General features: G+C 55.9%; 14 protein-coding genes. 11 read left to right on the top strand and 3 right to left on the bottom strand.

All coding sequences use genetic code 11. From position 1 onward, the window contains the following. Positions 1-10: 10 nt before the first annotated feature. The 5 genes from pqqA (at position 11) to pqqE (ending at position 3,798) form a co-directional block, all read left to right on the top strand. Positions 11-82, top strand: a complete 72-nt coding sequence (pqqA, locus tag REH51_RS07305; protein ID WP_009722990.1) for a pyrroloquinoline quinone precursor peptide PqqA — start codon at positions 11-13, stop codon at positions 80-82. Positions 83-193: 111 nt separating this feature from the next. Further along, positions 194-1,117 carry a pyrroloquinoline quinone biosynthesis protein PqqB gene (gene pqqB, locus REH51_RS07310; protein ID WP_009722991.1) on the top strand — a complete coding sequence of 308 codons (924 nt, stop codon included), beginning with the start codon at positions 194-196 and terminating at the stop codon, positions 1,115-1,117. Between the two features lie 300 nt (positions 1,118-1,417). Beyond that, entirely contained in the window at positions 1,418-2,206 is a 789-nt protein-coding gene (gene pqqC / locus REH51_RS07315; protein WP_498937390.1) for a pyrroloquinoline-quinone synthase PqqC, read from the top strand. Positions 2,207-2,237: 31 nt separating this feature from the next. After that, positions 2,238-2,540 (top strand): pyrroloquinoline quinone biosynthesis peptide chaperone PqqD, encoded by a 303-nt coding sequence (gene pqqD, locus REH51_RS07320; RefSeq protein WP_009722993.1) that lies wholly within the window; start codon positions 2,238-2,240, stop codon positions 2,538-2,540. Between the two features lie 7 nt (positions 2,541-2,547). Next, positions 2,548-3,798, top strand: a complete 1,251-nt coding sequence (gene pqqE, locus REH51_RS07325) for a pyrroloquinoline quinone biosynthesis protein PqqE (protein ID WP_498937727.1) — start codon at positions 2,548-2,550, stop codon at positions 3,796-3,798. 56 nt (positions 3,799-3,854) lie between these two features. Here the strand turns inward: pqqE and REH51_RS07330 are convergent, their stop codons facing one another. From REH51_RS07330 to REH51_RS07340, 3 genes are all read right to left on the bottom strand, one after another. Beyond that, on the bottom strand, positions 3,855-4,451 hold the full coding sequence (locus REH51_RS07330) for a rhodanese-like domain-containing protein (protein ID WP_009722995.1): 597 nt from the start codon (positions 4,449-4,451) through the stop codon (positions 3,855-3,857). Between the two features lie 7 nt (positions 4,452-4,458). After that, the gene (locus REH51_RS07335; protein ID WP_498937392.1) at positions 4,459-5,145 is read right to left on the bottom strand and encodes a pentapeptide repeat-containing protein; all 687 of its coding nucleotides are present in this window, start codon (positions 5,143-5,145) and stop codon (positions 4,459-4,461) included. Between the two features lie 72 nt (positions 5,146-5,217). Then, entirely contained in the window at positions 5,218-7,002 is a 1,785-nt protein-coding gene (locus tag REH51_RS07340) for a methanol/ethanol family PQQ-dependent dehydrogenase (protein WP_232318779.1), read from the bottom strand. A gap of 378 nt (positions 7,003-7,380) precedes the next feature. On the opposite strand from REH51_RS07340, the gene pedF reads away from it, so the two are divergent. Genes pedF through REH51_RS07370 form a run of 6 tightly spaced genes read left to right on the top strand, consistent with a single transcriptional unit; the run spans position 7,381 to position 14,422 of the window. Then, complete coding sequence (gene pedF, locus REH51_RS07345; RefSeq protein WP_009722999.1) at positions 7,381-7,872, top strand: cytochrome c-550 PedF; 492 nt, start codon at positions 7,381-7,383, stop codon at positions 7,870-7,872. 20 nt (positions 7,873-7,892) lie between these two features. After that, a complete protein-coding gene (locus tag REH51_RS07350; RefSeq protein ID WP_009723000.1) occupies positions 7,893-8,732 on the top strand; it encodes a quinoprotein dehydrogenase-associated SoxYZ-like carrier in 840 nt (279 codons plus the stop codon). Next, complete coding sequence (locus tag REH51_RS07355) at positions 8,729-9,673, top strand: quinoprotein relay system zinc metallohydrolase 1 (protein WP_498937394.1); 945 nt, start codon at positions 8,729-8,731, stop codon at positions 9,671-9,673. The genes REH51_RS07350 and REH51_RS07355 overlap by 4 nt, the downstream gene beginning before the upstream one ends. A gap of 11 nt (positions 9,674-9,684) precedes the next feature. Then, the gene (locus REH51_RS07360) at positions 9,685-11,505 is read left to right on the top strand and encodes an alpha/beta hydrolase family protein (RefSeq protein ID WP_498937396.1); all 1,821 of its coding nucleotides are present in this window, start codon (positions 9,685-9,687) and stop codon (positions 11,503-11,505) included. 59 nt (positions 11,506-11,564) lie between these two features. Next, on the top strand, positions 11,565-12,728 hold the full coding sequence (ercA, locus tag REH51_RS07365; protein WP_009723003.1) for an alcohol dehydrogenase-like regulatory protein ErcA: 1,164 nt from the start codon (positions 11,565-11,567) through the stop codon (positions 12,726-12,728). Beyond that, the gene (locus REH51_RS07370; protein WP_498937398.1) at positions 12,725-14,422 is read left to right on the top strand and encodes a PAS domain-containing hybrid sensor histidine kinase/response regulator; all 1,698 of its coding nucleotides are present in this window, start codon (positions 12,725-12,727) and stop codon (positions 14,420-14,422) included. Before ercA ends, REH51_RS07370 begins: the two co-directional genes overlap by 4 nt. The last annotated feature ends 48 nt before the right edge of the window (positions 14,423-14,470 follow it).

Below are 14,470 nucleotides of genomic sequence, written 5' to 3' on the forward strand. Positions count from 1 at the left end.
AGAGCCTCTTATGTGGACTAAACCGACGTATCAAGACATGCGCCTTGGCTTTGAAGTAACGCTGTATATCTCTACCCGCTAATCTCTAGCTACTGAGCCGCGGCCCCTGCCTGCCTTATTGGGTTTATATCAGGTAGGGGCTTTCACCCAGGATTCATAGCACATCCACAGCACCAACGTAGAAGGCCAGTCTATGCAGATTTTAGTTCTTGGGGCTGCCGCAGGCGGCGGGTTTCCCCAATGGAATTGCAACTGCCCAAACTGCTACCACGCTCGCCTGGGCAGTGCCGATTATCAACCTCGCACCCAATCATCGATTGCGTTGAGCGTGGATGGCAAGCAGTGGTTGCTATGCAATGCGTCCCCTGACATTCGCACCCAGCTCAATGCCAACCCAGAATTATGGCCAAGCGAGCTACGCGGCAGCGGTATTCGAGGCGTGCTGCTGGTGGATGCCCAGATCGATCATGTCACCGGGCTACTTTCCCTAAGAGAGGGCTGCCCGCTGGATATATGGTGCACGCCCAATGTGCATCGCGATTTATCTAGCGGTTTTCCGTTGTTCCCGATGCTGGAGCACTGGGGCGGGCTACGCTGGCAGCCGATTGGTTTGGAGGATCATCAGGAGGTTGTCGAGTTTTCGATTCCCTTCCTACCAGATATCGCGCTCACCGCCTTTGCGCTACACAGTAATGCCCCGCCCTACTCGCCACGGCGCGGCGCGCCCTCCTGCGGTGATAATTTAGGCCTGTACATTGTTGACCGCCGCAGCGGACAGTCGCTGTGCTACGCCCCAGGGCTTGGCAACCCCACACCGCTGGCCATGCGTTTCTTAAACGCCGCTGATGTGGTGATGGTGGATGGCACCCTGTGGGAGGACGACGAAATGCAGGCACTGGGCGTTGGCACCTCTACAGGCCAACAGATGGGTCACCTCGCGCTCAATGGCAGCGGTGGTATGTATGAGCTACTGAACGACCTACCCAGCAGCACACGGCGCATTTTGATTCATATCAACAACACCAACCCAATTTTAGACTGCGCTAGCTGCCCCGCAAAAACATTGCAGGCCGCAGGCATCGAAACGGCTTACGACGGAATGAAACTTACCTTATAGGCCTACGCTCACAGAGCTTAGATTAATTGAATCTTAGTTTATTAGAATTTAGACCAAAGAAGATTAGATTAAAAAAGCACTAGGTTAGTAGGTTTTAAAACATAGTAGCCCAGTAAAAACTGGGGAAATAGAGCCTAATAAAATACAACTCAGGTAAATATAAATTTTAAGAACAGAATGTGAATAAAAAGAACTTTAATCAACAACCCTCTTGGTTAATTAAATCTATGAAAATATAAGTTAGCTAGCTCATCAACAGTTATATTAGATATTCCAACAATAACAATCAGGAGGTCGATCATGGCGCTGACAGCGATGATGCCCTGCGCTTCTGCCACCCCACTCAGCCGGGAGGCGTTCCGTGAAGCGCTGATGAATAAAGGACAGTACTACCATCTTAACCACCCCTTTCAACAGGCGATGGCTAGCGGAGAGCTTACCCAGGAACAACTGCAAGGCTGGGTGGCTAACCGTTTTTACTACCAGTTGATGATTCCCCAAAAAGATGCCGCGCTGCTGGCCAACTGCCCAGATGCCGCTACCCGCAGGCGATGGGTGCAACGCCTGCTTGACCACGACGGCCACGACGGAGAGGAAGGCGGGATTGAAGCCTGGTTAGCCCTAGGTGAAGCCGTAGGGCTACACCGTCATACACTGCTTTCCCAGGAGCGTGTGCTACCCGGCGTGCGCTTTGCGGTAGATGCTTACCGCCACTTTGTCGCCCGTGCCCCCTGGCAGGAGGCAGCGATCTCATCGCTTACCGAGCTGTTTGCTCCTCTTGCCCACCAAAACCGCCTGGACACTTGGCCCCAGCACTACCCGTGGATTAACGAGCAAGGCTATCGCTACTTTCGTAAGCGGCTCAGTGAAGCCCGCCGAGACGTCGAGCATGGCCTGGAAATCGCCTTAGGCGTGTGTACGACGGTGGCGCTGCAGCAGCGCGCGCTGGACATTTTGCAATTTAAGCTCGATGTGCTGTGGAGCATGTTGGATGCCATGACCATGGCTTATCAGTTAGACCGCCCGCCTTACCACACCGTCACCCGCGAAGCGGTGTATCACCGTGGGCTTGAGCACTCACATTACTAGGCAATGATCGACTAGCGTTGGGGAAATCACCATGTCACAGCAACTCGTCATATCACATCACGATATTTACCAGCTGCGACGCGGTTGGCGCTTACAGTGGGAAGCCATTCAAGGCTGCCACGTTATTCTTTATCCCGAAGGCATGGTCAAGCTCAGCGCGACCGCCGGAGCAATTCTTGAACAGGTCGATGGCCACCGATCTATCGCTGACATTATCGCTACTCTACAGCAGCGCTACCCAGGCGCGGAGACCCTAGCAGACGACGTCGTGCAGTTTATCGATGAAGCCCGCAGCAACGGCTGGTTAGCCGTGAAGGAGGTTCATTGTGGTTAATAACAACATGGTTAATCAAAACACGGGTACCCCAGCCGCTGAAGCGACCTCACCGCCCTTATGGCTGGTGGCGGAACTCACCTACCGCTGCCCGCTGCAGTGCGCTTACTGCTCTAACCCGCTGGCATTTACCCGCTACCAAAACGAGCTGGATACCGACGCGTGGTTTAGCGTGCTGCGCCAGGCCCGAGCCATGGGCGCGGCTCAGTTGGGGTTTTCCGGCGGCGAGCCGCTGATTCGCCAAGACCTTGAAGCGCTGGTAAGCGAAGCACGCCAGCTAGGCTTTTATACCAACCTGCTGACCTCCGGGGTGGGTCTCACGGCCCAGCGGGTAGACTCCTTGGCAGAGGCAGGTCTTGATCATATCCAGATTAGCCTGCAAGCCGCCGACCCCGAACTGGCCCAGGCACTGGCGGGTTCTGCCAAGGCCCACGCTAACAAGTTGGCCATGGCTAAGGCCGTTAAAGCAGCCGGCTATCCTATGGTTTTGAACGTGGTCTTGCACCGGCACAATATCGATCAAATTGGCGATCTGATTGCCCTCTGCGATGAACTAGGTGCGGATGCGGTTGAGCTGGCCAACTGCCAGTATTACGGCTGGGCGTTTTTGAACCGACAGGCGTTAATGCCTACCCGTGAACAGCTGGTACGTGCCGAAGCAGAAACCAATCGCTGGCGTGAAACACTCGCTGCACGTGGCCGCGATATGTCATTACTATTTGTGGTGCCAGACTACTTTGAGCAAGCGCCTAAAGCGTGCATGGGTGGTTGGGGCAGTATCTTTATGACCGTTGCCCCAGACGGCGCCGTGTTGCCCTGCCACAGCGCCAGGGAGTTACCAATGGCGTTTCCGAACGTCAAAGAGACGTCGCTGCAAGACATTTGGTACCAAAGCGATGCTTTCAACCGTTTTCGCGGCACCCAGTGGATGCCTACGCTTTGCCAGCAGTGCGACGATCGCGATAAAGACCATGGCGGCTGCCGTTGCCAAGCCTATTTATTAACCGGCGATATGAACGCTACTGACCCCGTATGCCAGCACTCTCCCCAACATGGGTTGTTAGAGAGTTTAATCGCAGAAAACAGCCAAAACACGCCCGATCAAGCGACTCTTATCCCCCGCAATGCCCGCCAGTCAAAGCAGTTGCAAACAAAGCAGTTACAGAATCAGGTTGAAAGTCAGACTGACCGTCAAAGTCAAAATAGTTCAGCGGCGCCTTCGCCCCGCCAACCACCCGAGCTGATTTATCGGCAATAAATCTATTTATCCGTAACAAACCTGGTTAACAGTTCTGGTTAACAGTTGCAGACCTATTAAGGCTCGCAGGTAGCTCGCTCAGCATGAGCGGGCAACTGCGGGCAAACGGCTGCTAACGAATGACCGCTCGCTTGCCAGCCATCCACCCCACCGGGGTACCAATATAGCTCTTCATAGCCCATTGCCTCGGCACGCCGAGCAGCGTTCCAGGAAAGCCAGCAGTCAGCCCGGCAGAAGAATACTAGCGGCGCCGCCTCTGCATACTCACGAAACACATCAAGTGCATCGGTGAAATAGTCGATCCACTCATCTTCCAATGCAGGTGCGCCAACGTTGGGCAGCCAAACGCTGTTAGGAATGGTTAGATGAGGGCTATCTTGCAAAAACAGGCCGTCGCTCCAGGGCAGCGCATTAACATCCACTAATATCACTGGCGGTGCTTCTACAAGGGCTTGAAAGGCATGATCATCTAACGTGGTCACCCCTGGTAGCGGTGCAGTAACCGGTGCTTTAAAAGGCGGCAAGCGGTAGCCTTCTTGGTTAAATGCCGCTGAGGGCGCTTCAGCGAGTGCCGCTCCGCTGAATACACCAGATGCCCAAGCCAAACAGAGGATATAGCGGCGCACAGAGTGCGCCGAAGATTGTGCCAACATAGTGACATTACTCCCAATCAAACGGGCAGGCGGTACAGCCCTCCATTTGGGCCATTTGGAAGTTTCCATAGTGGATGCGAGCACCCGTCATATCCGCATCATTGAGGCGCGCGATGTTCATTTTGGCTTCTTGCAGATTAGCATCGCGCAGGTCCGCTCCGATCAGGTTGACCTTATTCATCCAGGCCATTTCCAGATTACTGCCCATCAGCGTCGTTCCCTGCATGCTGGCGCCAGAAAGCCGGGCAAACTCCAGGTTAGCGCCAGTCAAATCAGCATGGTCAAACGTCGCGCCCTGGGCATAGATACTCCAGCTATCCAACCCAATCAAACTGGCATGGGAAAGATCGGCACCACGTAAATGAGTGCTAGGCATACGCGCGCGATTGAGGTTGGCATGTCGCAACGATGCGCCTTCAAAATCCACGCTGCGTAGGTTGCTGTGGCGGAAATCAGCGCCCTCTAGATTGCTGCCCGCAAAGTTAGCGCCTTGTAAGTCAAGATTGGAAAAGTCGCCACCGGATAAATCCATATTGGCGCATTGAGTACCTGGCACCAGCTCCCAGCCGTTATGCACAGGCGGTTGATACTCTTCAACATAATCGTCGGCAACGACGCTGCCTATCGCGCTCAGACAGAGAAAAATCGCCGTCGTTTGGCGGCTTAATACAGGTAGAGCATTACGCGTTATCATTATTGTTCTCTCCATTACCGTTAATGTTATTCAAAAAAGGGCGGCAAAGGCCGCCCAAGAGGGGTCAATAACTTAACGGTTAGCCAGATCTTGAACGAAAGATGGCAGCTTGAAGACCCAGAACGAGCCGCCCTGAGCAATCGGCCGCGTCAGTTCAGCCATATCACCGCCCCAGAGAGGAACCGCGCCGCCATAACCGGCAGTAACACCAATGTACTGTTCACCATCCATTTCCCAAGTTACCGGTGGTGAAATGATGCCGGTGCCTACCTGGAACTTCCAAAGCTCTTCACCGGTTTCAGCGTGGAAGGCTTTGAAGTAGCCATCACCCGTACCGGTAAATACCAGATCACCGTGGGTCGCTAACACGCCTGCCCATAGCGGCATGGGTTCTTTATGCTCCCAAGCGTACTCACCAGTGACTGGATCAACAGCGCGTAGAATACCGACGTGGTCGTCGTACATACGCTTAATGCGGAAGCCCATACCTAGGTAGGCCGCGCCTTCCACGTACTCGACTTCCTCGGTCCAGTAATCTTCTTTCCAGTGGTTACCCGGCACGTAGAACAGCCCCGTATCTTCACTGTAAGCCATGGGGTTCCAGTTTTTACCGCCTAGGAACGGTGGTGAAACCTCAACCGATTCGGAGCGGGTTTGCCCTTCTTCCAAGCGCGGAGGACGCTGGCCTTCAGCCTCAACCGGGCGACCGGTTTCTAGATCAATGTGGGTGGCCCAAGTGATGTTATCGACAAAGGGGAAGGCGTTGATGAGCTCGCCGTTGGTCCGATCAGTGACATAGAAGAAGCCATTACGGTCAGCGTGGGCACCTGCATTCACCGTTTGGCCATTCTCATCTTCGTACTCAAACAATACGATCTCGTTATTGCCCGAGAAGTCCCAGGTGTCGTTGGGCGTGTGCTGATAGAACCACTTCACTTCACCGGTCGAAGGGTCGATACCCAACTGACCCGAAGTATAGAGGCTGTCGTAGTCCGACGGATCGCCGTCTTCTGAAGTGCGTGCCCAACCGTTCCAGGGGGCCGGGTTACCCGCGCCAATGATGATGGTATTGGTGTCAGGGTCGAAACTGGCGCTCTGCCATGGCGCGCCACCACCTTGGCTCCAGGCTTGTACTTTGCCGGTTTCGCTATCGGGGTCATCGGGCCAGGAAGGCGCGTTGGCATCACCTGTCGGAGTGCTCTCTTCACCGTTCAAACGTCCCATGTGGCCTTCAACAAAGGGCCGCATCCAAATCTCTTCGCCGGTTTCCGGATCGCGGGCATACAGCTTACCCACAATGCCGAACTCATCCCCCGAAGAGCCATGAATCAGCAACACGCGACCTGTTTCGCTATCTTCTACAATCGTTGGCGCACCGGTCATGGTGTAGCCCGCGCGGTGGTCACCAAAGCGTTCGCGCCACACCACGTCACCGGTATCTTTATTCAGCGCCACGATGCCAGCATCCAACGTACCGAAGAATACTTTATCACCATAGATGGCCGCACCGCGGTTCACCACGTCACAGCAGGGGCGGATATCGCTGGGCAGGCGATGGTTGTAAGACCACAGCCGCTGGCCAGTGCGCGCATCAATAGCAAAAATACGTGAGTAGGAGCCGGTAACATAAATGACGCCTTCATGGATCAGCGCCTGAGATTCTTGGCCACGCTGCATTTCATCGCCAAACGAGTGGGACCACGCAGGGGTCAGCATTTCGACGTTATCTGCGTTAATTTGATTAAGCGGGCTATAGCGCTGTGCTTTCACGCCCATGCCGTACATCAACACCGTTTCAGTGTTGTTATGGTCATTGAGAATATCGTCCCAGGTCACCTCGCTGGCGTGGGCTGTCATCGCAACACCCCCAACGCCTAGGGCAGAGGCGTAAGCAACGGCGGCGGGGAGTGTACGCAGGCGAAAGGGCCACGAAATTTTGCGGGCTGACGTGTTGTTATTGATAGCGTATGTCATGGGTTTTCCATCCGAGTAATGATCACAATGCAATGGCTGCAAAGCGGCCAAGCTGCTGCTTGCGTGGTGCCAGCAAGACTAAGTCCAGCTTAGAAGCTCGGATAACAAACCAATCTACCCCTCCAGTCGCGTTCTCATCCTGATTTAGCACTACTTCCAAAGGAGGAGCCTAGCGATGCCTAAGGTGCTATAGGTTCCAAAGGCCTGCCTGCCTAAGCTCACTCAAGTGACGATACATTGATCCCCTGAGGAGCATTTCCCATGACCATTACAAAAACCGTACTGACAAAAACAAGCTCAGCAAAACTGCCCTTACGCCTCAGCAGCCAAGTGGGTGCTATCGCCCTTGCCGCTTTGCTGGCTTCGCCGCTGGCCTGGTCTCACGGCAGCGTGACCCCTCAAGCCGTTGACATTAAAGACCTCGAACGCTTAGGCGACGAATGGCGGGAAGAGAACCCCTACCGGGATCATCCCCAGCAAGAACTCGCCATTGATATTGGTGCTCGCGCTTACAACAGCAACTGTGCCGCTTGCCACGGACTAGAAGCGAAATCCGGCGGCATCGCCCCGGACCTGCGCGAGTTGGAGAACGGCGCATGGGGCGATGAGTGGTTCAAAGAGCTGGTCACCAATGGCGCCGAGCGCAACGGCCGTGTACTAATGCCGCGCATGTCCGATTACGTTAGCCAAGAAGGGCTGTGGGCCATTCGCACGTGGTTGGAAACGGTCAGTATGGAAACGACTGGACAATAATTCCAACGCTGGGAGGCACCATGGCAACCCTAACCCCTTTCATCACGTTACAACGGCTCGCCGCGGCGATCGCCGCATCCTTTACCCCCGCACTCGTCGTGCTTTTCTGGCTACTGCTCGCGCTGCCGACCACCGCGTTGGCCACAGCGAGCACGGCTGAGCAGGATCCGCTTAACTCCTTTATGTGGCCTGTGTACCGCGAACGCTTTCTGGGCGACGCCCCCGTGGTGTTTGATGAGCGCGTCATCGTTAGCGCGCCAGGATTCGCCGAAGACTCAGGACAAGTACCCATTGAGCTAGACGCCAGCGCCTTAGAAACCAGCGGCGAGCCAATCACCGACATGATTGCTTGGGTGGATCTCAACCCGATTCCCCGCTTGTTTCGCTATTCCCCGATGAGCCATGGCTTAGCCAAGCTATCGTTAAACATTCGCTTGGAACAAGCCTCCGCGGTGCGCGTAGCGGTGAAACAGGGGGATACTTGGCATGTGGGCGGCACCTATATTGAAGCGGAAGGCGGCGGTTGCACCACACCCGGTATTGCCAGTGCTGACACCGACTGGGAAAACACCTTCGGTGAGCTGCAGGGACGGCTGTTTGCCAATAAAGACGAACAGCGGCTGCGGGTGCGCCTTTCTCACCCCATGGACAGCGGCTTAATCCCCAGCCAGCCAGCCTTTTATGTGCAGTCGTTTGAACTGTTGGATCAGCAGGGCGAGCAAGTGGCCGCCCTGGATATCGACGCATCGGTGAGCGCCAACCCCACCCTGGGGCTGCATATGCGCCCCTCTCCAGGCGGTTATGTGATTGGCGCGCGGGATAACAACGGCAACCGCTTTTCTATCGGCCTGCAGCCATGAAGGCGTGTTTTCTAGCCGCCTTCAGTACCTTGCTGATCACGCCGCTGGCGGCCAGCGAAGCGGGGATGTTCTGCGAACGCCCGCTCACCGCCCAGTCGGTCGCGGAAAACACCTGGATGGTGGAAGGCTTAAGAGAAGAACTCTCCACCAACAACTGCGGCCATATTGGCAACCAAGCGTTTATAACGACGCCCAGTGGTGTCATCCTTATCGACAGCGGCAGCAGTCCACACTTTGGCGAAGCCCTCAAAACACTAATTGCCCAGCACACCTCTCACCCCGTACGCTGGGTCTTGAATACCCATCACCACCCCGACCACTTTTTTGGTAATGCCGCCTTTGACGAGGCACAACACCTCACCTTAGCCAGCACTCGTGCGTTGATGGCCCGCGACCAGGACGCATTGATCGATAACGTAGAGCGACTAACCGGGCGCAGCTTGGAGCGCTTGCCTATTGCCCTACCCAACGTGATCGAGGCCGGCGAGATAACCCTTGGAAACTACCCGCTCACGCTTTTCGCCATGAGCGGCCATAGCGGTGGAGACCTAGTGATTATGGATCATGCCACCGACGTGCTGTTTTTGGGCGACATGGGGTTCTACCAACGTGCTGCTGCCACTGCTCACAGCCCAAGCCTGCAACAGTGGCGGGAAGAACTGAACGATCTACGCACACTCAACGCCAGCGTCGCGGTACCCGGCCATGGGCCCAGTGCGCCGCCCGAAATGATCATTGGCCAAACCACGCATTACCTTGAATGGCTAGACCAACACCTAAGTGACGTGGCTAGCGAAGGGCTTGGTGCAAACCATGCCTTGGCCGTTGAAATTCCCGACTCGTTTAGCACCATGGCACTCACCAAATACGAGTTCACCCGCAGCGTAATGCAGCTTTACCCACGCTACGAAGCACGGCTGCTGTGGGGCACTCCACACTAAGGAGCACGCCCATGCTACTTACCCTGGCAGATGCTACCGAACCTACTGACACCTTGGCCGAGTTACACAGTGATGCCCAAGCTATTTACTGGCTGGCTCGCTGCCCGCAAACGGGCGGCATGCAACTTTGGCAGTGGCCCGCCGACGGCAACGAGCCGCCGCGCTGTGCAGTAGAAGATGCGGTGGGGAGCCGCGTGAATCAGTACGGCGGCGGCAGCTACACGCCCCTACTAGGGGGCGTCGTATGGGTGCGCCAGTACGATCAAGCCATCATGCAGCTCGACCGCCACGGTGCAAGCTACTGCTGGCAACAGCGCCCGCAAACAGCCTACGGTGGGCTGTGCGCCGACCCTAAGCGCCAGCGGGTGATTGCGGTAGAAGAGGATTCTCAAGGTCAACGGCTGGTCGCCATTACTGACACCAGCAGAACTTACAAGAACAGGCAAGTGCTGGTTGAAGGCGCTGACTTCTACGGCGCAGCGGTATTAAGCGATGACGGCAACTATTTAGCCTGGGTGAGCTGGTCACTGCCTTATATGCCCTGGCAGCGTAGTCAGTTGAACCTCGCAAACATCGCAGCCGACGGTACGCTTCAATCCTTTGAAAGCTGGGACTTCGGCGCGGCGATTAGCCAGCCACAGTTTGACCCTCACAACGCGCTAATTTGCATGAGCGATCACACTGGCTGGTGGCAACCCTGGCAGGTTAACTTAGCCACCCCCGTTTGCCTGAGCAGCACCCCGGTAGATCACATCACCACACCGTGGCAGTTGGGTGAGCGCCAGCACGTATGGCGAGATAAACGGCAGGGTTACTGCCAACTGCACCAGGGGGCAGCTCATCTGTATCGCCGTTGCGGCGAGCAGGTGGAAGCACTGCTAACAGACCCTGGCCGCGTGGCAAGCACTACGCTGGCAGATCACGGTGATTACGCCATAGTGCAAAGCGCTACCTGCGGCGCACAGCTTATTCGTTTCAACGAAAATGGCTCACGCAGATGCTTAGTGGGTAACGTCGTGGGTAACGTAACGCAAAACCTAGTGACTGAAAATTCCGCCACTGCACAATGGCTGGAAACCCCCGTTGGCAACAAAGGCGAAACGGTACACGGTTTTTTCTACTCAGCCTTAGCCAACCGCGCTGCACCGCTGATTGTGCGCGTTCATGGTGGTCCTACCGCCGCCGCCTACCCTATTTATGACCCGCTAGTAGCCTACTGGCAGCAACAGGGCTTTCACGTTTTAGATATCAACCCACGGGGCAGTGGCAATTTTGGCCGCCGCTATCGAGAATGTTTAGCCGGCCAGTGGGGGATAAGCGATACTGAGGATGTCATCGCACTGGTTAACGCCGCCTGCACACACTTTGCGATCGATACAGCGCGCTGCTTTATTCGTGGCCAAAGCGCTGGCGGGTTTACCGCCCTCAATGCCTTGGCGGCCACGCCGCTATTTGCAGCGGCCACCAGCCTGTACGGGGTAACCGATGCGTTGACGCTGTCGGCAAAAACACACCGCTTTGAATCCGGTTACCTGGGCTGGCTAATCGGAGACGAAACCCAGCTCGCCCAACGCAGCCCCACCTACCACGTCACCCGTTGCCAGCGCCCATTAAGGGCACTGTTTATCCAGGGTGGCAAAGACGCCGTCGTGGTGCCAGAGCAAACTCATGCCATGGCGCGGCATATCGAACTCCACGGTGGTGAGGCACAAACACTGTTGTTTGATAACGAATACCACGGTATTCGACACCCCAAAGCTCGCCACACCATGCTGGACCGAGAGCTAGCCTTTTATCACTCTAGCCACATAACGACAGCACCAAGGTCGTAGCGCAACAATCCCTTAAGGTGCTTAAGATAATGGTTAACAACTATAAACGAGACCGCCCCATGACTTCGCCGCTCACACAACTTCGTAAGTTTGTCGCTCCTGAAATTATTTTTGGCGACGGAGCGCGCCACGCGGCAGGCAACTACGTCACTACGTTCGGGGCAGAAAAAGTGCTCCTGGTCTCCGACCCTGGCGTGCTTCTGGCGGGTTGGGTAGCCGATATTGAAGCCAAGCTACTGGAAGCCAACATTGCCGTTGTGCGCTTTACCGCCGTATCACCTAATCCACGTGTCGATGAGATTATGGCCGGGGCCGAGCTCTACCGAGAAACCGGCTGCAAGGCGATCGTGGCCGTGGGCGGCGGCAGCCCCATGGACTGTGCCAAAGGGATTGGCATCATCACCGCCCACGGCGGACACATTCTTGATTTCGAAGGTGTGGATACGATTCGCGTGCCCATTCCGCCGCTAATTTTCATTCCCTCAACAGCGGGAACGTCGGCAGACATTTCTCAGTTTGCGATTATTTCCGACCAGCAGCGGCGCATGAAATTTTCGATTATCAGCAAGGCGGTGGTTCCTGACGTATCGCTGATCGACCCAGAAGTCACTATGACCATGTCACCCTATCTAACCGCATGTACAGGGGTCGACGCGCTGGTGCATGCCATCGAAGCGTTTGTTTCAACTGGCAGTGGCCCGCTTACCGATGCCCACGCCCTTGAAGCCATGCGCTTAATTAGCAGCCATCTCGAAGCACTGGTGGCGAACCCCACCGACGGCGAGCTACGTGCCCAAGTAATGCTGGGCAGCATGCAAGCGGGGCTGGCGTTTTCAAACGCGATTTTAGGCGCGGTACATGCGATGTCGCATAGTTTGGGCGGCTTCTTGGATTTACCCCACGGCTTATGCAACGCCATGCTGCTAGAACACGTGGTGGCCTATAACTACGAAGCCGCCCCCGACCGTTTTAAGCGGGTTGCCGACGCCGTGGGTATCGACTGTCGGGGGCTGTCACAGCAACAGGTCAAAAAAGCACTGTTTCAGTACTTAGTTGATTTAAAGCACGCAGTTGGCCTGGGAGGAACCCTCGGCGTAATGGGCGTCTCACGCAGCGACGTGCCGTTTCTCACCAACCATGCGCTTGGTGACCCTTGCATTCTGACCAACCCACGCCGTTCCAGCTCACGAGACGTAGCGGTGGTGTACGAAGAGGCGCTATGAAAAAAGCCAGCGACCCCTCGGGCTTTTCGGTCAGTGACCTGCTCGGGCTTGGCCAGCAGTCAGCGCGTAAAAGCTACTATCGCGAGCTTTCAGTACGCTTAGAAGAGCTTGAGGTTGAGCGCAACCGTTATAAATGGCTGTTCGAGAACGCGCTACACGGTATTTTTCAGGCATCGCTGTCCGGCAAACTGCGCGCTGCCAATCCGGCGCTTGCCGCCATGCTCGATGATAGTAGCGTGGTGCATACGCTCGAACGCTGTGCGCGCTTTGACGCGCTGTTTGTTAACGCATCTACTGGTCAACAGCTGCGCGACCTGCTGCTCGCGCAAGGGCACGTAACGGGCCAAACCACCTGGCTGCAAGGCGCCTCCGGGCATCAGGTACCCGTGGCAATTACATTAATACGTAAGCCCGCCGAGCTTGCTGGAGACGAAGACCTGATCGAAGGCTTTGTGGCAGATATTACCGAACGTGAGCGCGCCCGCCAGCATTTAGAAACACTCAATGCCCACCTGGAGGCACGGGTAGCAGACCGAACCCAGGCGCTTGAACGGCTCAACGAGGAGCTTAGAAGCGCCCGCGATGCCGCTGAGTTTGCTAACCAAAGCAAAGACCGCTACCTAGCTGCCGCTAGCCATGACCTGCTGCAACCCATGAACGCTGCACGCTTATTGGTAGCCTCGCTACAGGAGCGGGTGACTAACAGCGATAATTTGGCTCTGATTGAGAGTGTACAAAACTCACTGGAAGGTGCCGAAGCAATTCTTTCCGATCTGTTGGACATTTCACGACTGGATCACGGCCAGGTACAGCCACAACTACGCCACTTTAAACTCGACGATATCCTCAGCAATCTGGCTGATGAATTTACCCCTGTGGCCCAGCGCAAGGGGCTAACACTGCGCTACGTGCCTTCTCATCAAGCAGTGACAAGCGACCCTTATCTACTCAGCCGCATTGTGCGCAACTTTCTTGCTAACGCCTGCCGCTATACCCATCGGGGCGGCATCTGCCTGGGTGTCCGCCGTCATGGCGACGACAGCCTGGCCGTTCAGGTTGTCGATAGCGGTATTGGTATTCCCGAAAGTGACTACCGGCTTATTTTTCGCGAGTTTCACCAACTTAATGCTACCCGTGCGCGGGACCGCCAGGGCGTTGGCCTAGGGCTTGCGATTGTGGAACGGATTAGCCAGCGCCTTGAGCATCCGCTCTCTGTGCGCTCAGCACCCGGCCAAGGCTCCTGCTTTGCTGTTACGGTGCCCCGTGCCAGCGGAATTTCCTTTAGCCAAGCCCCCGCTCCCAGCGCGCCGCTCTCCGCTGACGATGAGTTTGAAGGTCTTCGCGTGCTGATCCTGGATAATGAGCCAACAATTTTGCAAGGCATGGCGCTGCTGTTAACTGAATGGAAAATCAGTTGCGATACTGCCCTGGATGTCGATACCGCTAAAGCCTGCCAGGAAGCACCGGATATGCTGCTCGTCGACCTTCACTTAGATGACCATATGACTGGCTTGGAAGCTATTCGCCAACTTCGCCAGCACTGGCACGACCCGCATCTCCCAGCCGCTATTCTCAGCGCCGACCGCTCTGACCACTGGCAGAGACGGTTGCGTCATGCTGGCGTGCCGCAGTTAAACAAACCCGTTCGCCCCGGCAAACTGCGCGCGCTGCTGCGTAGCCTGCTTAATGGCTAGCCTGAGTTTCCAACAAACCTGTATCTCCTTGCCTAACGGGGCGCAGGG

This window comes from Halomonas bluephagenesis (genome assembly GCF_054790765.1).

Excerpts from the sequence above, each read along its gene's own strand:
- pqqB (WP_009722991.1), top strand. The coding sequence starts at position 194 with ATGCAGATTTTAGTTCTTGGGGCTGCCGCAGGCGGCGGGTTTCCCCAA.
- pqqC (WP_498937390.1), top strand. The coding sequence starts at position 1,418 with ATGGCGCTGACAGCGATGATGCCCTGCGCTTCTGCCACCCCACTCAGC.
- pqqD (WP_009722993.1), top strand. The coding sequence starts at position 2,238 with ATGTCACAGCAACTCGTCATATCACATCACGATATTTACCAGCTGCGA.
- pqqE (WP_498937727.1), top strand. The coding sequence starts at position 2,548 with ATGGTTAATCAAAACACGGGTACCCCAGCCGCTGAAGCGACCTCACCG.
- REH51_RS07330 (WP_009722995.1), bottom strand. The coding sequence starts at position 4,451 with ATGTTGGCACAATCTTCGGCGCACTCTGTGCGCCGCTATATCCTCTGT.
- REH51_RS07335 (WP_498937392.1), bottom strand. The coding sequence starts at position 5,145 with ATGATAACGCGTAATGCTCTACCTGTATTAAGCCGCCAAACGACGGCG.
- REH51_RS07340 (WP_232318779.1), bottom strand. The coding sequence starts at position 7,002 with ATGACAGCCCACGCCAGCGAGGTGACCTGGGACGATATTCTCAATGAC.
- pedF (WP_009722999.1), top strand. The coding sequence starts at position 7,381 with ATGACCATTACAAAAACCGTACTGACAAAAACAAGCTCAGCAAAACTG.
- REH51_RS07350 (WP_009723000.1), top strand. The coding sequence starts at position 7,893 with ATGGCAACCCTAACCCCTTTCATCACGTTACAACGGCTCGCCGCGGCG.
- REH51_RS07355 (WP_498937394.1), top strand. The coding sequence starts at position 8,729 with ATGAAGGCGTGTTTTCTAGCCGCCTTCAGTACCTTGCTGATCACGCCG.
- REH51_RS07360 (WP_498937396.1), top strand. The coding sequence starts at position 9,685 with ATGCTACTTACCCTGGCAGATGCTACCGAACCTACTGACACCTTGGCC.
- ercA (WP_009723003.1), top strand. The coding sequence starts at position 11,565 with ATGACTTCGCCGCTCACACAACTTCGTAAGTTTGTCGCTCCTGAAATT.
- REH51_RS07370 (WP_498937398.1), top strand. The coding sequence starts at position 12,725 with ATGAAAAAAGCCAGCGACCCCTCGGGCTTTTCGGTCAGTGACCTGCTC.